The organism is Streptomyces sp. NPDC045695 (assembly GCF_056432025.1).
Genome location: NZ_JBWKJU010000013.1, coordinates 55,573 through 74,589, shown reverse-complemented (window position 1 = coordinate 74,589; position 19,017 = coordinate 55,573). Strand labels below are relative to the sequence as shown.

At 76.5% G+C, this 19,017-nt stretch carries 12 protein-coding genes; 4 read left to right on the top strand and 8 right to left on the bottom strand.

Translation table 11 applies throughout. The features are described from left to right. Positions 1-79 precede the first annotated feature (79 nt). Positions 80-565 carry an HAD domain-containing protein gene (locus AC07DU_RS22340; protein ID WP_479033820.1) on the top strand — a complete coding sequence of 162 codons (486 nt, stop codon included), beginning with the start codon at positions 80-82 and terminating at the stop codon, positions 563-565. Here the strand turns inward: AC07DU_RS22340 and AC07DU_RS22335 are convergent. From AC07DU_RS22335 to AC07DU_RS22315, 5 genes are all read right to left on the bottom strand, one after another. Further along, entirely contained in the window at positions 525-2,519 is a 1,995-nt protein-coding gene (locus tag AC07DU_RS22335; RefSeq protein ID WP_479113098.1) for a hypothetical protein, read from the bottom strand. The genes AC07DU_RS22340 and AC07DU_RS22335 overlap by 41 nt on opposite strands. Further along, the gene (locus AC07DU_RS22330) at positions 2,516-6,604 is read right to left on the bottom strand and encodes a DUF5682 family protein (RefSeq protein ID WP_479113096.1); all 4,089 of its coding nucleotides are present in this window, start codon (positions 6,602-6,604) and stop codon (positions 2,516-2,518) included. The genes AC07DU_RS22335 and AC07DU_RS22330 overlap by 4 nt, the downstream gene beginning before the upstream one ends. Then, on the bottom strand, positions 6,601-7,743 hold the full coding sequence (locus AC07DU_RS22325; protein WP_453374322.1) for an ATP-binding protein: 1,143 nt from the start codon (positions 7,741-7,743) through the stop codon (positions 6,601-6,603). Before AC07DU_RS22325 ends, AC07DU_RS22330 begins: the two co-directional genes overlap by 4 nt. Positions 7,744-7,870: 127 nt before the next feature. Continuing rightward, a complete protein-coding gene (locus AC07DU_RS22320; RefSeq protein ID WP_479113210.1) occupies positions 7,871-12,793 on the bottom strand; it encodes a DNA-binding protein in 4,923 nt (1,640 codons plus the stop codon). Positions 12,794-12,864: 71 nt separating this feature from the next. Next, positions 12,865-13,731, bottom strand: coding sequence for a DUF4132 domain-containing protein (locus AC07DU_RS22315; RefSeq protein ID WP_479113208.1), 867 nt, complete (start codon positions 13,729-13,731; stop codon positions 12,865-12,867). 205 nt (positions 13,732-13,936) lie between these two features. Between AC07DU_RS22315 and AC07DU_RS22310 the strand changes: the two genes are divergently transcribed. Together AC07DU_RS22310 and AC07DU_RS22305 are read left to right on the top strand one after the other, a co-directional pair. Next, complete coding sequence (locus AC07DU_RS22310; RefSeq protein WP_479113094.1) at positions 13,937-14,656, top strand: GmrSD restriction endonuclease domain-containing protein; 720 nt, start codon at positions 13,937-13,939, stop codon at positions 14,654-14,656. Further along, positions 14,653-14,940, top strand: coding sequence for a hypothetical protein (locus tag AC07DU_RS22305; protein WP_360905225.1), 288 nt, complete (start codon positions 14,653-14,655; stop codon positions 14,938-14,940). Before AC07DU_RS22310 ends, AC07DU_RS22305 begins: the two co-directional genes overlap by 4 nt. Here AC07DU_RS22305 and AC07DU_RS22300 read toward each other — a convergent pair. Both AC07DU_RS22300 and AC07DU_RS22295 read right to left on the bottom strand, forming a co-directional pair. Next, complete coding sequence (locus tag AC07DU_RS22300) at positions 14,850-15,572, bottom strand: ankyrin repeat domain-containing protein (RefSeq protein ID WP_479113092.1); 723 nt, start codon at positions 15,570-15,572, stop codon at positions 14,850-14,852. The genes AC07DU_RS22305 and AC07DU_RS22300 overlap by 91 nt on opposite strands. A gap of 196 nt (positions 15,573-15,768) precedes the next feature. Beyond that, on the bottom strand, positions 15,769-16,302 hold the full coding sequence (locus tag AC07DU_RS22295) for a GNAT family N-acetyltransferase (protein ID WP_360905227.1): 534 nt from the start codon (positions 16,300-16,302) through the stop codon (positions 15,769-15,771). A 151-nt stretch (positions 16,303-16,453) separates the two neighbouring features. Here AC07DU_RS22295 and AC07DU_RS22290 point away from each other — a divergent pair, with 151 nt between their 5' ends. Next, the gene (locus AC07DU_RS22290; RefSeq protein ID WP_479113090.1) at positions 16,454-17,785 is read left to right on the top strand and encodes a sulfite oxidase; all 1,332 of its coding nucleotides are present in this window, start codon (positions 16,454-16,456) and stop codon (positions 17,783-17,785) included. On the opposite strand, the gene AC07DU_RS22285 is transcribed toward AC07DU_RS22290, so the two are convergent. Beyond that, on the bottom strand, positions 17,782-18,972 hold the full coding sequence (locus AC07DU_RS22285) for an alpha/beta hydrolase family protein (protein ID WP_479113088.1): 1,191 nt from the start codon (positions 18,970-18,972) through the stop codon (positions 17,782-17,784). The genes AC07DU_RS22290 and AC07DU_RS22285 overlap by 4 nt on opposite strands. Positions 18,973-19,017 lie beyond the last annotated feature (45 nt).

The window sequence follows — 19,017 nt, the reverse complement described above, 5'->3', positions numbered from 1 at the left end:
CTTCCCCCTTTGCTCATCAAGAGCTGATTGGACCGGTCGCGGTTCCACTCGCCGCGCCCCGGCGACCTACGGTGGAGCCATGACCGCTGCCGCGTCCCGCCCGCTGCTCTACCTCGACGTCGACGGACCGCTCATTCCGTTCGGCGCGGGCCCGTACCCGCAGGGCGACGATGCCCATCCCCTGCTCGCCCGGGTCGATCGCGCGCTCGGACCACAGCTCGCGGCGCTGGCGTGCGAGCTGGTGTGGGCCACGACCTGGGGCGAGGAGGCCAACGAATGCGTCGCGCCACGGCTCGGCCTGCCGGATCTGCCCGTGGTGGCGTGGCCGGAGCCCTCCGACGAGGACGGGCGGGGCCCGGTCCACTGGAAGACCCCCGCGCTGGTCGGCCACGCGGCCGGACGCCCCTTCGTCTGGGTCGATGACGAGATCACCCGCGCCGACCGGGCGTGGGTGGCCGCACACCACCCCGGCCCGGCCCTTCTGCACCGCGTCGATGCGGGCCGGGGGTTGACCGACGCGGACGTCACCGTACTGCGGGCGTGGTTGCGTCGGGAGGGGTCGTAGCCGTCCAGGATGCGGCGATCAGGGAGCGTTCCGCCGCCGCGAGGTGGGTGGCGGCGGCCAGCCAGGCCCAGGCGTAGCCCTCGGGCGAGGGGTCCGCGAGGCGGCCGAAGGCGTCGCGGGGCCGGCGGTCGGCCTCGGCGGCGAGGGCGGCGGCCAGGTCCGCCGCGGCCGTGAGCCCGGCCCGGCGCAGCGGGCCGTACGCAGCGAGGGGCTCGGTACCGCGGGCGGCCTCGGCGACGGCTCGGCGGCCGCCGGCGACCCCGGTCTCCAGGAGGCGTCGCACCCGCCACAACGGGGAGTCGGCCAGCGGGTCGGGACCGGCGGCCACTGGCTCCCCGGCGGGGACGGCCGGGCCGGACGGGGCGGCCGTCGGTGGCGGGAAGTGGCTGCCCTGCAGACGGTCGTAGCCGAGGTCGGCGCGGCCCAGCCACTCCTCGGGCAGCCGCAGCGTGTAGGGCGCGCCGGGCACCGGACCGACCGCGAGGGGCCGCAGCGTGGCGGCGCGGTCGAGGTCGGGGCGGCCCAGCACGCGCACCAGTAGGCCGGGGTACGCGGCGATGCGGCGCAGGTTCGCCGTGTGCGCCAGCTCGGGGTGCGGATGCGCGGGCAGCAGCCGCAGCAGCGGCGCGTGGGGCCGGGTCTCGCGGACCAGCAGGTGCTCGCCCGACGCGCCGACGACCATGACGTCGCAGCCGAGCAGCGGGGGCTCGGCCGCGTCCGCCGCGGGGGCCGGATGGGCCGCCCCGGCCAGCAGTTCGGCGACGGCTTCGGCCGGTGGGCGGGCGAAGAGCGGCGCGGCGGGCCCTTCGGTCCAGGGCGTGCCGCGCAGCGGGGTGGCCTTGACCGCGCGTCCGGCGCCGAGCCGGCCTTCGGGGGAGACCGTCGCCCCGACGATGCGCAGGCCGCCGCGGGCGAGACCGGCATGGTCGAGGGCGGCGCCGCCCAGGGCCACGGAAGCGGAACCGGCTCCGCGGGCGCGGGCCAGGCCGCCGGGACGGACGTCGGAGACGGAGTGACGGGCGCCGTCCGCGGCCATCAGGTGGGTGACCACTCCGCCGTATCCGGTGGCGGAGAGCACCGGTTCGCGGCACAGGCCGTACACCTCCAGGCTGCCGCCCGGGGTGTAGGCGCGGCGTGCCGTCCCGGTCAGCGCGGGGTCGGCGGAGCCGGAGGCCAGCACCGCGGCGGTGTGCAGGAGTTCGCGGAAGGCGCGGGTGAGGTCGCCGAGCCGCTGCGCGGCCTGACGGTCCCGGGCGCCGCGCAGGCCCCGTACGACGCGCAGGGCGGCCGCCTCGGCGCGCGGCAGCCCGGCGAGGCGGGCGGTGTGCGCGGCGCGCAGCAACTCGGCCTGGACGACGGCTCCCCCGGCCGTGACTCCGGCGGCCAGTACTTCGGCGGCCGCCCGCCAGAGCGCGGCCGCGGCGCCGGTCTGGGCTGCGGTGAGGGCCGGGGCGGGCGCGGCGGGTGTCGCGGCGGGCGACCCGGCGGACCCGGCGGGCGTCGCGGCGGGCGACCCGGCGGACCCGGCGGGTGTCGCGGCGGGCCCGGTCGCCGAGGCCGCCGAGAGCGGCGTCTCCGGTCCCGGCCCCGGCCCCGCCTCGCCCTGGGGGTTCGCAGCGGGCTCCTCTCCCGGCGCCGGTTCCGCGGGCGCCGCGTCCGCGAGCGGGGCCGCGCCCAGGGCCGCTGCCCGGTGCAGGCAGCGGGGCGCCAACAGGCAGCTGCACGCGGCCTGTTCGGGATCGGTGACCGTCCCTGACGGGCCGGGGCGCAGGGTGACGAGGGCGTCCTCACCGAACCGGACGGTGATGCTGCCGTCGGCCGCGCGTGCGGCGGCCGCCGCGCAGGCCTCGATGGCGGCGTCGAGCTTCTTGCGCAGGCGGGCGGTGAGGTTTTCGACCGCTTCGGCGAGCACCTCCGGGGCGACGGAAGGCAGTTCGGGGGTGTCGGTGCTCAACGGGACTCTCCACGGAGGCGGTCGCCCACCCAGCGGGCGAGGGCGAGGGGGCTGAGGGCTGCCACGGGCATGCCGGCCGCGACGAGCTGCCGTGCGACGGGTACCGAGTAGCGGGGCGTCCCCGTGTCGTCGAGCGCGGCGCAGCCCAGGAGGTGGGCGCCGGAGGCGGCCAGCGCGCGGACCTCCCCGAGCAGTCCGCCGATCGGGGCGCCCTCCTCGAAGTCGCTCACCACGACGACGAGGGTCCGGCTCGGGACGGTGATCAGGGAACGGGCGTGCGCGAGACCGGCGGCGATGTGCGTCCCGCCGCCGACGCGGACCTCCAGCAGCAGCGAGAGCGGGTCCTCGACCCGGTCGGTGAGGTCCACGACCTGGGTGGAGAAGGCCAGGAAGTGGGTGGACAGGGTGGGGACGCCGCCCAGTACGGCCGCGGTCAGGGCCGACCAGATGACGGAGGCCTCCATGGAGCCGGACACGTCGACGACCAGGATCAGCCGCCAGTCGGCCTCGCGGCTCGCCCGGGTACGGAAGACGGGCCGCTCCGGGACGACGACCACGCTGCCGTCGCCCCGGCGCCTGGTGTGCGCGAGGTTGGCGCGCAGGGTGCGGGCCAGGTCGAGCGTGCCGCCGGGGCGGCGGGTGGGACGCGGGGTGGCGAGGCCGGAGAGGGCAGGGCGCAGCCGGGTGGCCAGTTCCTTGGCGAGCTCGTCGACGAGCCGCCTGACCAGAGGGCGAAGTGCGGCGAGCTGGGCCTCGGGCAGGCCGCCGGCGAGGGACAGTACGGAGCTCAGCAGTTCCACCGAGGGCCGTACGGTCGCCGGGTCGAGCTGGGTCAGCACATCGGTGCGGCCCGCTTCGGCCGCTCCGGCGAGCACCTCCTCCCGTACGTCGGCGCCGAACAGCGCCTCCAGCTCCTGCGACCACTCGCGGGCCGTGGGGAAGGAGGCCTCCTGACCGCCGCCCCGGCCGTGCCCCCGGCCGCCGTCGATGCCGCAGGCGCCCTCGCCGCGCCCGGAGCCGTACAGCTCGTCCAGGGCGTGGGCGTAGCGGCGGGCGCCTGCGGGGAGCCGGTCGCGTTCGCGGCCGAGCAGCAGCCGCCAGCGGTCGGCGGGGGCGAGCCGCCGGCCGTCGCGGTCGTCGGTTTCGGGGACCGCCGGGCGCGGGGCGTCTGGGGTCTGGGGCGCGGGGCCGGCCGGTGTGTCCGTGCCGGGCCGCGGGAGGGCCTTGAGCGCGGCGAGTCCGGCGGCGTCGGCGTCGGCCCAGAGGGCGAGCAGCGCGGGCGGGGCGTCCAACGCGAGGTCGATCCGGTCGCCCAGCCGCTCGGTGACGGTGTCCAGCAGCCGGTCGCGGGCGGCGGGGGCGAGGGCGTCGAAGCCGCCGCGCAGGGCGGGGAGCCGATCGAGGAACTCCTCGTCGGCGAGGTGCTCGACGCGGTCGAGCAGGGGGGTGAGGGCGGCCGGCGAGGACTGGAGGAGGGGGCCGGCGGCGGTGAGGAGTCCGGCGAGCCGACGGGTCAGGGCGCGTCGGCTGTCGGCGGTGCCCGCGCCGTCGATCCAGCCGGCGGCGCGGGCGCCGAGCTCGGCGGCGGGGTCGAGGTCGAGGAGGACCCGTACGGCCAGGGCCGCGCCCTGCATCAGCGGGGAGGCCGCGGCGGCCAGATCGGCGAGGGCGGCGTCCGTGCGCAGGCCGAGGTGACGGGCGGCTGCGCGATCGGCGAGGGCCACGAGGGCGCCCGCGTCGGCGGCGTCCTCGCTGCCCGCGAGGCCGGGCAGGGAGCGTACGGCCGCTTCGAGGAGGTCGCCGGTGAGAGCGGCCGCGGTGGCCCGGGACGCGGGTGAGGTACCGGGGAGGTGGCCGCGGTGCAGGGCCTCCAGGAGGTCCAGGGCGTCGAGGAGTTCGGGCAGGGTCGCGGTCTGCGGCAGGACGGTGGCCGCCTCCTGGAGGCGTACGTCGACCAGCGCGGGCAGATCGCACCGCGCGGCGGCGGCCAGCCCGGCGAGGATCTGCGCCGGGGCCGGCCCGCCGTCGGCGGCGGCTCGGCGGGCGGTGTCGCGCAGGGTTCCGGCGGCCGCCTGGGCGGCGGTGACGCCGCGGACCCCGGCGAGGTCGAGGCGTGCCGGGACGGAAGGCGTCCAGGACAGCCGCCACTTGGTGCCGAGGGCGGTGCCGTCGCCGGTGGCGGCGACGGTGAGGGGCTCCCCGTAGGAGGCGCCGCAGACGAGGAGCCGTTGGAGCAGGACCTCGCGGCGGCCGTCGAGGGGGGAGCGGAGCGGGTCGAGGCGGATCTCGCGGGGGGTGGGGTCCTCGGGGGACGGCAGCCTCAGCGCGGCGAGTTCGGCTTCGACGCCGGGGCCGAGGCCGGAGCGGGGTGCGTGCGGGGTGATCCGCCCGCGGGCGGTCCCGACGAGCACGGCTTCGAGGGCGCGGGCCAGCGCTCGGCCGCGGCCGAGCGGTTCGCCCTGGCCGAGGACGGTGGTGACGGCCTCGAGGAGCTCGCCGCGGCCGGGCGCGGGCAGCCCGCGCAGTACGGCGAGGTCGCAGGCGAGCCGCAGTGTCTCGGCAGCCTCTCCGGTGCCGGCGGTGTGCCCGGCGCGGCGCAGCTCCCGGCAGAGCCGGGTGAGGGCGACGGAGGCGGCCTCCCGGACCCGCCCGGGGTCACCGGCGGCCTCCAGCACGGCCTGCTGCCAGAGGGGATCGCGGATCCCGGCGGGGTATCCGGAGCGGGAGTCGAGCAGGTCGAAGGAGTAGGGCACGAGCGAGGTGACGCCCCCCTCCCCCTCGGGCCCGAATCCCGCCCGCCCGGACGCCGGGCGCGCGGTCACATCCGGCCCGAGCCCGACCGAACCGCCTGCGGGCCCCGCACCCGCGCCTTCGGCGCGCGCAGAGCCCTCATCGCCAAGGCCCCCGCGCGCGACGGCATCCGCCGCGTCGACGCCGAAGGCGGGCCCGGAGCTCCTGCCAGCTGGAGTAGGCCGCGCGGTGACAGCTGTGCCCGTCTCGGCCGGGCCTGCATCGAAGCCGGTGTGGGGAACGGTGGCGGAGCCCTGGCGTCCCGGGCGCGGGCGCGCGGCGCCGTCCGGGGCGGGCACGGAGGCTCCCTCCCCCGCAACATCCGGGCCGTGCTCGGCCCGAGCCGGTGCGCAGGGGGTGCCGGAGGCAGCCGCGGGGAGCGGCGTGTGCGGGGCGGCCTCGACTCCGTGGGCTGGGCCCAGGAGGGCCGGCGCGTGGAACGCGCCGATGACCGCGGCCACGCGGTGGCCGTTGGCGGTGGCGCGCGCGATCACGCCGCGCATATGGGCCTCGCGGGCCAGGTCCGGCGCGGGGACGGTGGCGGTGTCCGCGCGCAGCGCCCATCCGACGGCCAGCGCGGCGCGCCGCACGGCCTCCGGGGAGCAGCCCGGGGCGAGCACCTCCACGGCTCGGTCCCACAGGTCCTCGCCCTCCCGCCCGGTCCCGGCGGCGACGAGGCCGTCCGCGTAGGAAGCCGGGGCGCCGACCGACAGGGACAGCGTCCGGCCCAGGTCCTGGCCCGGGTGCTGGTCCGGGTGCTGGTCCCGCGGCGAATCCGGGCCGGTGCTCTGTGCCGGGACCCCGGCGGAGGCCGTGACCGCTGCCCGGGCCGCGCCCGAGGGCGCGGACGCGCCCCGGCCCGGGGTCGACGCCGCGGCGCGCACCGCAACCTCGGCGGAAGCAGCGGGGGCCGGGTGCTCGGCCGTGGCCGGGGAGGTCCAGCGGCGGTCGGACAGGGGGAGGTCGCAGCAGAGGACGGCCGCGCCGGACCGGTGCGCCCAGCGGATGGCGGCCAGTTCAGGGGAGAAGTCCGCGAAGGGGTAGAAGGCCAGGTGGCCGGCCTCGCCCGTGCCCGCGAGGGCGACCGGGGCCACGGTCTCCGGGTCGGCCAGGTGTTCCAGCCACGGCTGGAACTCCGCCGGGAGCTCCACGCACACCACGTCCGCGACGGACGCGTCCAGCAGCGCCGGGACCACCGCCGCCAGGGCGGGGCTGTGGTGGCGTACCCCCAGCAGGTACGGCTCGCGGGACGCGGCGAGCGCGTCCACGGCGACGCGCGGGTCGGTGGCCGTCAACGAAGGCTCCCGCGCAGGTCCCAGAGGCGGCGCCACATCGCCGAGCCGTCCTCGGCGCGGCGGCGGACCGGGCCGTCCCAGTAGCCGAGGAGGCGGCCGTGGTCGGCGGGGTCGTCCTTGCGGACCACGCCCAGGAGGTGCCCGGGCAGCAGGTCCAGTACGTCGCCGCCCGGCAGGTACGCCGCGGCGACCCCCAGCGAGGTCGCCACCTGCACGGCTTCGGCGGTGGACATGACCGTGCCGGGACGCTCCACGTCCCAGCCCTCGGCGGAGCGCCCGGAGCGCAGGTCGCGGAAGACGGTGACGAGTGCGTCGAGCACGGCGTCGTCGACCCCGAAGGCGGCGCCGGCGCGCTGGACGGCGGCGACCGCCTGACGGCGGATCAGGGTGGCTTCCGCGTCCGCGTCGGCGATCGGGGCGACGGTCTCGAAGTTGAAGCGCCGCTTGAGGGCGGCGGACATCTCCGAGACGCCGCGGTCACGCAGGTTGGCGGTGGCGATGACGGTGAAGCCGGGGGCGGCGCAGACCACCGCGTCCTCGGTGGCGGTCAGTTCGGGCACGCTGACCCGCCGGTCGGACAGGATCGACACGAGCGCGTCCTGCACCTCGGGCAGGCAGCGGGTGATCTCCTCGACGCGGGCGACCCGCCCGGTGCGCATGGCGGAGAGCACCGGGGAGTCGACCAGGGCTCCCGAACTGGGCCCCTGCGCGAGCAGCAGCGCGTAGTTCCAGCCGTAGCGGAAGGCGTCCTCGGTCGTGCCGGCCGTTCCCTGGACGGTGAGGGCGCTCGTGCCGCAGACGGCGGCGGCGAGGAGCTCGGACAGCATCGACTTGGCGGTGCCGGGCTCGCCGGTGAGGAGCAGGCCGCGCTCTCCGGCGAGCGTGACGACGCAGCGTTCGACGAGGGCGCGTTCGCCGACGAACTTGGGGGCGATGGCCCGCTTGGCGCCTCCGCCCGGCAGGGCGAGCTCGGTTCCGTCGCTCCCGCAGACGAAGGTGACGACGGCGCGCGGGGTCAGGGCCCAGCCGGGCGGGCGGGGGCCGGGGTCCTGGGCGGCGAGGAAGGCGAGTTCGGCGGCGAAGCGCTCCTCGGCCGGCAGCACCTGCCGTGCGGGGGCGATCTGTTCGGTGTCGGTCATGCGGGTCCTCGAAGGTCTCGGAAGAGGTAAGGAAAGGGGGAAGCGATGGTCCGGCCATCCGGCGGGCCGGGGCCGCGCCGCACGCACCGCACGGTGCGGTGCGGTGCGGTGCGCCGCGGCCCCGCGGTCACCGCCTGCGCGTGCGCTTGACCTTGAGCTCCGCGAAGCGCGGTACGTCACCCTCGCGGACCCGCTGCCAGGCCCGGCGGTAGAGCTCCGCGGCCGGTTCGGCCGGTACCAGCGGCCCCCGCAGGGGGTGGCCGTACATCGGGAGCTTCCACTGCTCCACCGGCAGCACCGGGGAGGCCAGCTCCGCCCATCCGCCCGGCAGGAACAGCGAGCGCCCGGCCCGGCTCCGCTCGGCCGACACCACCAGGTCGGTGGCGGCCAGTTCGGCGCGGGCCGCCTTGAGCCGGGCGGGCTTCCAGCCGGTCCAGCGCGCGGTGTTTCGGTCGGTGGGGTCGGGCATGGCGAGCAGCGCGAGGTACAGGGCGGCCGCGTCCGCGCCCAGCCCGTACTCGGCGCCCACCTGCGCCACCAGCTCGGGAACCGACCGGCTCGGGTCCTGCGCCCACCACGTGCCGTCCGGGTCGGCGGCGCCCGCCGCCGGGGCACCCGGGTCGGCGAGCAGGGCGGCGAAGCGCGGGTCGTGGACGGCCCGCAGGGCCGTCTCGACCGCGGTGGGCCGCTGGTCGTCGCCGCGCAGGACCGCCAGGTACGGGTCGGAGCCGGTGGAGTCCAGCAGCGCGGGGCGCAGCGCGGGCTGGGGCTGGTCGTCGTGGGTGGCCATGATCACCGCGCCGTACCGCTCGAAGCCCTCGCCGGTCTCGGTCGGCGTGCCCGCCGCCTTGCGGAAGTCGGGGAGCCGCGCGTAGTGCTCGCCGGCGAGCAGCAGTTCGGGGGCGGCGAGCCGCTCGCGTACGGCCGTCAGCGCGGGCGGCAGGGCCGCTCGTAGCGGATCGCCCGCGGGCAGCCGGTGGGCGAGCCAGGCCATCATCGCCGTGGCGCCGGTCAGGACCGCCGAGGTGAAGGGGTCGGTGGCCGGCTCGCGGGGCTCCGCGCGGTCGCCCTTCACCGTCCACGCGACGTCGACGGACAGCTCCCGGGAGGCGGCCGGGTCGAGGAGCGCGGACAGGGCGCGGGGCACGGCCCATCCGGTACGCATCACCCGTGAGGCCTCGGTGAGCAGCCACTCGGGCACGGGCGTACGAGGGCCCACGCGCCGGTTCCACACGTCCGCGGCGGCCGCCGCGTCGGGGCCCTCGGTCCACAGGAGGGCCGGTTCGGCGGGCAGCAGTGCGGCGACGACGTCCCGGCGGACCACGGTGTCGAGCCTCGCGAGCTCGTCGCGGGCCTGGTCGGCGGCGGCGACCTTGACGCCGAGGAGGGTCCGCAGCTCCGGGGTGAGGAAGCTGCTCCAGGGGGTCTCGATGGACGGCAGGCCGGCGACCACCAGCCGCGCCAGTGCCGCGGGCACCCCGGTGAGCCGGGCGAACTCGTCGGCGGCTTCGGGGAAGAAGGGCGCCGGGCCGCGGTCGGCGGCTTCGGTGAGGAAGCGGGACAGCCAGTCGTGCCCTCGCTGCGGGTCGCCCACCGGCGAGGCGCAGCGCACGGTGTACGGCCCGGGGACGGTGAAGCGGCCCGAGGGGTCGTGGAGCAGGGCCCCGAACTCGTGGCCGTCCGGGACGGGTTCGCTGTGCTCGGTCGTGGCGAGGACGGCTCCGCCGCCGAGCGGGAGCACGGCGCGCCGGTGCAGGTCGCGTTCGCTTCCGTCGGCGGTGCGCAGGTGGCGCTGGTCGAGGCGGACCAGGACCCGGCGCCAGCGGTCCGCGGATCCCTCGGCGCTGGCCAGACCCAGCGCGTCGATCTCGCGGAGCAGGCTGAGGACGGCGGCGCGCTCCTCCTCGCCCGTCGCGACCGCGACCGCGCGGTAGGCAGCGGCGGCGGGCTGGTCGAGCAGGGGTGTCCAGATCAGTGCGGAGTGCGGCAGGGCGGGCACGTCGAAGTGGAGCCTGCCGAGTACGCCGGCCGCCCCGGTGTCGGCGCTCGCGGCGGCGAGTTCGCGCAGGAAGCGGTGGGCTACGTCGGTGGGTGCGCCCTGGCGGTAGTAACCGGTGCCGGTGAGTCCGCTCAGTGCCTGGTCGATCAGCTGGTCGCTGGGGCCCTGCGGGCCGGTCCCCGCTCCGGCGTCCTGCCGCAGCCGGGCGGCGACCCCATCGAGGGCCTCCTGCTGGACGAGGGCGAAGCGCAGGACCTCGACGATGCCGCCGATCAGCTCGGGGGCGGTGACCCGGGGCAGGGCCGCGCTCACCAGGGCGGGCAGGTCGCCGGAGGGCGCCGTGGCGGCGGCCTTGAGCAGGGCGCCGACCGTCTCCCGGTCGGCGGTGCGCAGCGCGGCCGAACCCTCCGGGTCGCGGGGGCGCAGGGCGTACCAGTGGGAGAGCGGGGGGAGTTCCACCGCACCGGTGCGGCGGTCGTCGTCGCGCGCCTTCGCGGTGATCACCCCGTCCGGGTCGCTGATGGCCAGCTCGTGGTAGCGGTTCGACAGCGCGCGCGGGCGGTCGTCGCCCGGGAAGGTCAGCGCCGCGAGCGGCATGGTGCCGTCTTCGGGGACGGTGACCGTGCGGCCGCCGGTGTCGGCTCCCCTCCAGCCCTGGCCGGGGATGCGGGCGGTGCGCCAGCCGAGCAGTCCGCCGACGGGCGCGCCGAGCACCGAGCCCGGTACGGCGGGCGTCGGCCGCAGCCGGCAGGAGGACCCGACGGAGGCGGCGTCCACCGGGTACCCGTCCAGCGGACCGGACAGGGCTCCGGACGGAGCTCCGGACAGGGCTCCGGGCAGGGAGTACCGGCCGAGGTCGCCGGTTGCGGGGTCGTACTCGCGCCAGCCGCGCTCCGCGCCTTCGGCGGTCCGGTCGCGCTCCTGCCACACCCAGTACGAGGTGCCGTCGGACAGCATCGCCCGCTCGTCCGGGAGCTTGGTGTCACCGCGGTGCAGGACGCCGCCGCCGGTGGTGCGCCCGCCGTCCGGGAGCGGCAGGCTGAGGTGTTCGGAGCGCAGCTGCCAGTGGGCGCGGTCGGTCGCGAGGCTGAAGACGGTGCCGGGCGAGGTGTGCCAGTAGCCCCGCGTCTCGTTGGAGCTCCAGGAGTTCCAGAAGACCAGCAGTTCACCGTCGACGTAGTGGAAGCCGTAGCGGTACTCGGAGCCGGTGGGGACCCGCAGGTCGTGCGTGAGGACGGTGGAGTCGGCGTCGATGACGCGGACCTGGTGGGAGTTGGCGACGATCAGGTACGGCCAGGCCTCGACGACGGTCAGGCCGCGCCGGTGGTGGGCGGCTGCCAGTTCGGCGACGGTGCTTTCCCAGGCGGGCCAGGTCAGTTCCTCGAAGAGGCCGCCCCGCAGGGTACGGGCCAGGGTCTCGCCGAGGTCGGCGGCGGCCGCGGCGGCCACCTCCTCGGGGGCGAGCTCAAGTGCTTCGGCGGGCAGCCAGGTCAGGCGGGCGATGGCGTCGGGGACGCCGGGCAGGCCGGCGGCGGTGGAGGCGCGTGCCACGCCGCGCACCCACTCGGTCAGCACGGGCCGGCCGCCGGGTGAGGCGGCGACGCGGCGGATGACGTCGTGGCCGTCGTGGCCGAGGCAGTTCAGCGCGTGGTGGAACGCGGGGTGGAAGCGCCGGTCGGCGGCGACGGCCAGCAGGTCGCGGCGCTGCTCGGCGCCGGCCCAGTCCGTCAGGTTGAGCCGGCCGTGCCGGTAGTTCTTCTCCTCGGTGTCGGGGTCGGCGACGGGGATCTCCAGGCTGAGCAGCAGGTCGAGGAGGTCGGCGTCCTCCACCCCCACCCGCAGGCCCGGCTCACGCCCGGGCCGGGCGAGTTCCGCGCGCAGCTGGGGCGCACAGCGCTCGACGAGGTCGAGGAGCGCCGCGGGCGTGGGGCGCGGGCCCCAGCCACTGTGGCGGGCGGCGTGGAAGCGCTCCAGCCAGCCGGCCGCGCCGTCGGGGCAGCGCTCCTCGTCGGGCAGGTCCGCGCAGGTCAGCCCGGCGGTCGCGCCGCACTCCTCCAGGACTTCCAGCCACAGGTCGGTCAGCTCGGCGCCGTCGCCCCCGCTGGGCGGCGTCAGCCCGAGGAGCGTGCCGCGTACGGCGGGAACGCGGCGGGCGAGCGCCACGAGGGCCGTACGGTGCGCCTTCCACCAGCCGGCCGCGGCGCGCAGGGTGGCGGGCAGCGGCAGCAGCTCGGCGAGGTACTCCTGCTCGGACTCGGTGCCGGTCAGGCCCGCGGCGCGGGCCAGGCGGCGCAGTTCGACCGCGGCCTGGGCGGAGGGCGGCAGCCCGCCGGCGGTGCGGCGCACGCACAGGCGGCGGAAGCGGTCGTGGGCCTCGGCGGGGGTGACACGCCCGGACAGTGCCTTGCCGTAGCCGGTGAGCACCTTCACCGGCAGGGCGCCGGCCAGGGCGAACTCCAGGAAGACGGCGTCGAGGCGGTCCTCGTCGACGCTCAGGCCGTGCTCGGCCTCGGCCGCGCGGGCGCGGCCGAACAGCTGGGCGGCGTAGGTGGTGTTCTCGACGCCGAGGAAGACGCGGGCCGCCTGCTCGTGGAAGACGGGCAGGAAGTGCGGGACCGAGGCGCCGAGGCGGCCGGCCAGTTCGAGGCAGTCGTCGAGGGCGGCCTTGGGCTTGGCCTTGGCCTGCCGGGCGATCCGGTCGAGTTCGGGGACGACGGCGAGGGCGTGGTGGCCGTCCTCGGGGTGGTGCACGAGGACCCATTCGGGGAAGCCGAGCGCCTGGCGCCGGGTCAGACCGACGACGGGCGGCTCGCCCTCGTCCCGTACGAGCCCGAGGAAGCCGGCGGCGAGGTCCTCGGCCTCCCCCAGTTCACCGGCCGTGAGCCGGACGACGACGCGGTCCTCGCCGAGGCCGGGGTGGCGGTAGGTGCGCGCGGTCAGGTCGACTGCGGTGGGGCCGGCGCCGGTGGTGCCGCGCGGAAGTACGGCGCCGGCCTTGAGCAGCAGTGCGGCCTGGTCCGTCGCGTCGTCGGTCGTCGCGTCGTTCTTCATCTCGTCGTTCGTCCCGGTGCTGTTCTCGGCGCTGGTCTCGGTCGTGCTCTCGGTGCTGCTCTCGGTGCTGGTCACGCGTTCCGGCCCTCCTCGATCGTGCGCCCGGCGTACAGCGCCGCGGCCATCCGCATCCCCTCGGACCAGGCCACCGGTCCGACCTGGGCCAGGGGCACCGTCCGGCCGTCCTCGTCGTGCCAGTTGAGGGCGCCCGTGGTCGTCTCGTCCTCGTAGTAGGGCTCGCCGATCCAGACGGCCGCTTCCGTGCCGGGCCCCGCGTCGCGAACCTTGCAGGTGGCGTAGCCCCCGGAGACCCGGTAGCCGAGGCCGGTCGCCCGGGCGGCCAGGCCGAAGCGGGTGGGGAAGACCCCGCCCGCGTAGTCGCGGACCTCGGTGGCGGTGGCGGACAGGCCTGCCGGCTTCTGCCAGGTGGCCCGGTGGATCTGCTCGACCCGCTGCACGATGCCCAGCTCGGCCGCGAACTCCCGTACGTCGTCCAGGTCGGGCAGCAGCACCGGGTGCGGGAGGGTCACCGTGCGCGGGGAGAGCCGTACGGTCTCGCCGTCGAGGTTGACGGCCTTGAGCTCACCGGAGGCGGTGGCGTCCCGCAGGAAGCCCACCTCGTCCGGGTCGTCACCGACGACCGCGACGTCGCGCAGGGCGCTGCGCCACGCCTCGTCCGGCCAGACCCGGGCGAGCAGCTCGGTCGGCACGGGCAGCGAGGACACCATCCAGCTGTCGACCTGCGCGAGGCAGGCCGCCTCGTGCCGGTCGAGCCATGCCGCGAGCCGGCGCAGCCGGTCCACCTCGGGATGGTCCTTCAGCGCCTTGGGCAGGGTCTTCAACTGCCGCCCCGCCGCCCGGCCGGTGGCGGCCCTCGCCGCCACCCGTCCCTCCACGAGGGCGATCTCGTACGCCTCGCCCGCCGCCAGCCATGCCACCATCAGCCGTGCCCCTCCCGCATGTACCGATCCGCTTCCGCGCAGCCCTGACAGGGGGGCCAAACCCCCCTGAGCTGCGGTATGTCGGGAGACTAGCGAGGGCCACTGACAATGCCCGTCGCCGGGTCGTCGGCCGGTTGATTGTCCGGTTCTGGGTACTCTTTCCCCGACGGTGTGCGGAGCGGTACCGGCTCGGGGTGGGGTTATGGGGCGTCATATACGGGTGCGCGGTGCGGCGGTCGCGGCCGCGCTGCTGCTGGCGGTGGCGGTGGCCGGCTGTTCCGATCCGTCGGCGCCGGGTTCCCCGGACCCGAAGGCCTCGCGCCCGCGGTCGGCGCCCCCGGCCGGCGGCGAACCGGCGGGCGGGGACGTGCTGCCCGGCATGGTCGGCGCGGCCGAGGCCCGGACGCGGTTGGCGGGGCTGAAGGTGGCGCCGGTGGGCACGATGGCCGGGTACAGCCGGGACAAGTTCACGCACTGGGCCCAGCAGGGCAACAAGTGCGACACCCGGGAGGTCGTCCTCGAGCGCGACGGCACGGACGTCACGCGGGACGCCGAGTGCCGGGCGGTCTCCGGCACCTGGAAGAGCCTCTACGACGGGGTGGTCGTCACCGAGGCGGCGAAGATGGACATCGACCACATAGTGCCCCTCGCCGAGGGCTGGCGCTCCGGCGCGGCCGGCTGGGACGCCGCCAGGCGCAAGGCCTTCGCCAATGACATGACCCACCCGCAGCTCCTGGCGGTCACCGCCGCCTCGAACCGCTCCAAGGGCGACCAGAGCCCCGACCTGTGGCAGCCGCCGGACAAGTCGAGCTGGTGCCAGTACGGGCGGGCCTGGACCACCGTCAAATCCGTCTACGGACTGACCGTCACCGAACCGGAGAAGAAGATGCTCACCACGATGCTGGACACCTGCCCCTCATGACCGGCGCGCGCCACGAGCAGTGGCAGGACGAGGTGCTCGCCGGGCCGGGCGGGGCCATGACCGACGAGGTCGGCGTCATCACCGGCCCGCTCACCCTGCGCACCACGGCCGTGGCCGGGGACCTGGCCCGGTTCGACGTCCAGTACAAGGACGCCGACGAGTGGTACACGCTCTCGGGCAGTCCGCTGCCCCATCACGGCGCCCCGGACGCCCTGCACCGCGCCGCCCTCGCCGCGATCCGCGCGGGCCACGCCGCCCGGGCTCCGGGCACCGGATCCGCCTGAGCGGGCCTCAGAGGACGGCGACGCCCAGCCGCGTACCCGCCGGCCGCCCACAGGATCCGCGCCATGCCGTCGAAACCGCGGCGGGCGGCGTGCTCGTACGGGGTGACCCCGTCGTGGTCGGCCCGTACGGGATCGGCTCCCGCCGCGAGCAGAGCCGCCACGACCTCCTCGTGGCGCGGGCCCCCGGCGCCGAGGATCACCGCCTCCAGCAGGGCGGTCCAGCCGAGCCGATTCACGGGGTCGACGTCGATGTCCGTCTCGTCGAGTACGGCCCGCACGTGCGCGGTGTGACCGCGCTCGGCGGCCGGGACGAGGGAGGTCCCGCCGAAGCGGCCCGGCTGCTTCAGGTCGGGTCCGGCGGGCAGCAGCAGGCGCATCATCCGGACGCTGCCGGTGACTCCGGTGACCAGCCAGGCACTGTCCCCGCGGGAGTCGGGGGCGTTCGGGTCGGCTCCGGCGGCGAGCAGCAGCTCGGCCACGGCCAGGTGGTCGCCGAGCGCGGCGAGCAGCAGGGGCGTGCGCAGCCGGTCGTCGCGGGTCTCGACGGCGGCCCCCGCGGCGAGCGCCGCGCCGACCGCCTGCGCGTCGCCGCGCCGGGCCGCGTCGAGGAGCAGTGCATCGTGCGCGTTCATGGTGTCCCTCTCGGCTCCGGGCGGGGAGGACGGCGTACGTCCTCCCGCTCCCCCGGTCCATGCTCGCCGCGCGGGGGTCCCCGGCCGGTCGGCCCGCCGGCCGGAGCGCCCGAGCGGTCCGGTGGACCCCCGGGTCCACCGATCGGCCGATGTGCCCGGTGGTGCGCCGCCGACGGCGGACGGCCGGCAGACCGGGTCAGGCCTCGTACTCGGTGAGGTCGATGCCGTGGATCTGCAGGAGGTAGTGGTGCTCGGGCTCCGTGGTGTCGCGTTCGAGCACCATGCCGAGCTTGCGGATCACGTTCTCGGAGTCGTCGTTGCCCGACCGGTTGATGGCGATGACCCGGTCGAGACCGCGGTCCTGGAGCGCGAACTCAAGGGTGGCCTGGGCGGCCTCCGACGCGTAGCCCTGGCCCCAGTACTGGCGTCCCAGGCGCCAGCTGATCGCGATGTCCGGCAGCGCCTCCGGCAGGTACTCGGGGACCGAGAGGCCGACGACGCCGATCAGCTCGCCCGAGGCGAGGAGTTCGACGGCGAAGAGTCCGAAGCCCTCCTCGTCCCACTCCTCCTCCCAGCGCTCGATCTCCTCGGCGGTCTGGTCCAGGTCGAGGGTGGAGCCGTCACCGATCCAGCGCATCACCTCCGGGTCGGCGTTGATCTCCGACAGGGGGACGAGGTCGTCGTCGGTCCAGCGGCGGAGGAGGAGTCGGGGGGTACGGATCTCGGTCATGCCCCACATCCTGCCGAAATTCCGCCGACCAGCGGTAATCGGCCATTGCGGGGATGTTTCAGATTCGTGGCCATGGCGGTGGGAAGGTTTCCGCGGCCCGCCCCGGGCCCCTACGGTCCGTCGGGAACCCCGACCAAGGAGTGACCCCGTCATGCCGCACGACCTGTCGGACGAGAGCCACTACGACCGCACGCGCCTGCGGCAGTGGGCGCGCGGCCGCGCCCGCTCCGCCGGAATGGACCGCCGTGACCTGCTCAAGCTGTTCGCGGCGGGGGCGGCCGCCGGATCCATGGGCCTGGCCGCGGGCGCCGGCACGGCCTTCGCCGCCACGGACGCCGCGGCGGCCGCAACCGAGGCCGCGGCCGCGGCCGCGGCCTCAGGCGAGCCCGGCGCCCTCGCCGCGCCGGGCATCCTCAAGCCGCTGCCGGCCGAGCTGTTCACCCTCCGCGGCACGAACGCGGAGACGAACTTCGCGGCGCTGCGCGGCACCGGCCTGCTCACCCCGGTCGACCGGTTCTTCGTGCGCAACCACACCTCCACCCCGCGCGTCGACGCCGGCCGATGGCGGCTGAACGTGTGGGGCGACGGGCTCGCGAGCGGCCCGGTGGAGTTCTCGTACGAGCGGCTGCGCGCGCTGCCGGTGGTGGAGCGGACGCTGTTCCTGGAGTGCGCGGGCAACGCCCGGAGCTTCTACGCCACGCAGCAGGGTCAGGCCGTCACCGGCACGCCGTGGACCCTGGGTGCGATCGGCGTCGCCCGCTGGCGCGGGGCCCGGCTGTCGGACGTCCTGCGGCAGGCGGGCGTGACCCCTGGGGCCGTCGACATCATGCCGCGCGGGCTGGACGACGAGGTGACCGCGGCTGGGGTGAACCTGGGGCGGGTGCGGCGCCCGCTGCCGGTGGCGAAGGCGCTGGACGACGTCCTGCTCGCGTACGAGATGAACGGGCAGCCGCTGCCGGCGGACCACGGCGGTCCGGTCCGCCTCGTGGTGCCGGACTGGGTCGGGATCTCCTCGATCAAGTGGGTCGGGGACATCGAGGTGAGCGCCGAGCCGCTGTACTCGCCGTGGAACACCGAGATGTACCGGCTGTTCGGGCCCGGCCATCCGCCGGAGGGCGGTCCGGTGGTGACCCGGCAGACCCTCAAGAGCGCCTTCGAGCTGGACCTGGGGGCCACGGTCCGCGTGCACCGGTCCCGGCTGCTGACCGGCCGCTCCTGGTCGGCTGCGGCGCCCGTCACCCGTATCGACGTCAGCACCGACGGCGGTGGCCACTGGCGGCGGGCCCGGGTGCACGACACCCCGAGCCGGGGCGGCTGGGTGCGCTGGTCGGTGCCGTGGACCCCGCGGGTGACGGGCGCGACTGCCCTGCTGGCGCGGGCGACCGACGCGACCGGGCGGACGCAGCCCGAGACGTCGGTCCACAACACGCAGGGTTACCTCTTCGACGCCGTCGTACGCCACCCGGTCACGGTGGTCCCTTAGAACACCCCCTGACTCCCCTCGTGGAAGCGGGCCTCCGGCGCGTCGGGGGACGGCCCGTCGAGGACGGGTTGCGGTACGCCCCTCAGGTGCTGGTCGAAGAAGGCGCCGACGTAGCGCCGGGTCAGTTCGACGGAGCGGCCCCCGGGCAGCGGGACCTCGGGGTCCGGGAGGCCCAGTTGCTCGCCGATCGCCGGGAAGTCGGAGAAGGAGAAGTGGCCGGAGCCGTCGAAGGTGATCCAGCGCTTCCAGCCGTCGAGCCGGGGCCAGGTCTCGTCCCAGCTCTTGTTACCGCCGGGGCGCCGGGCCTGTGCGCCGAGCAGCATGAAGGGGCGTCCGCCGAGACCGGCGTCGGCGACCGGTGCGGAGAATCCGCCGTCCATGTTGACCCCGGCGAGGATCCTGGGGTCGGCGGCCATCGCGGTGGCCGCCGAGGCGCCGCCGAGGGAATGCCCCGCCATCGCGATGCGGTTCGCGTCGATGACTCCGGCGTGGCGCCAGGCCGCGCGCGGGCCGGTGAGGCGGTCCAGCAGGAAGGACACGTCGCGGGCGCGGGTGACGGCGACCGCCCCCGTACCGCCCGCCTGATCGGCCTTCTCGCAGGCCAGGCACGTGAGTACGCGGCCGCCGGGAAAGGCGGTACCCACGCTCTCGTACGCGTGGTCGACCGCGGCGACGACGTAGCCGCGCGAGGCCAGGTCCTCGGCGAGCGAGGTGAGGGTGGCGCGCGGGACGGTGAATCCGGGAGAGAGCACGATCAGCGGGTAGCGGCCCGCTACGGGGCGGGCACCGGACCGGGCGTGGGTGGCGACGCCGGCCAGGGTCTCGGCGGGGATCGCCTGGTCCAGTCCCCGGTCCACCAGCAGGAGCCGGGCCTCCTCGCGGGTGAGGTAGCGCGCCGTCCTGCCGGTGTCGCGCCGCGCCGGGTAGCGCATGGTGACCATGAGCTCGCGCGGGCCCGACCCGGCCCAGGGGTCCGTGCGGCTGTGGTCCACCAGGTGCAGGTCCTCCTGGCCCACCGCGAAAGGACCGGTGGGGCGCGGGAGGTGCACGGCCGCGCGGCGGCTCTCGGCGCTCAGGTCCGCGGTCGTGGACCCGGCGGCGGCCGCGGTGCCCGCGGCGGCGAGCGGGGCGGGAAGGAGGAGTGCGAGCAGGGTCAGTGAGGCGGCTGCCGTTCGTCGTCGTGTCATGAACGCCACGCTAGGCGCGCCCTCTTGGCGGGTCGTCAGCTGTGG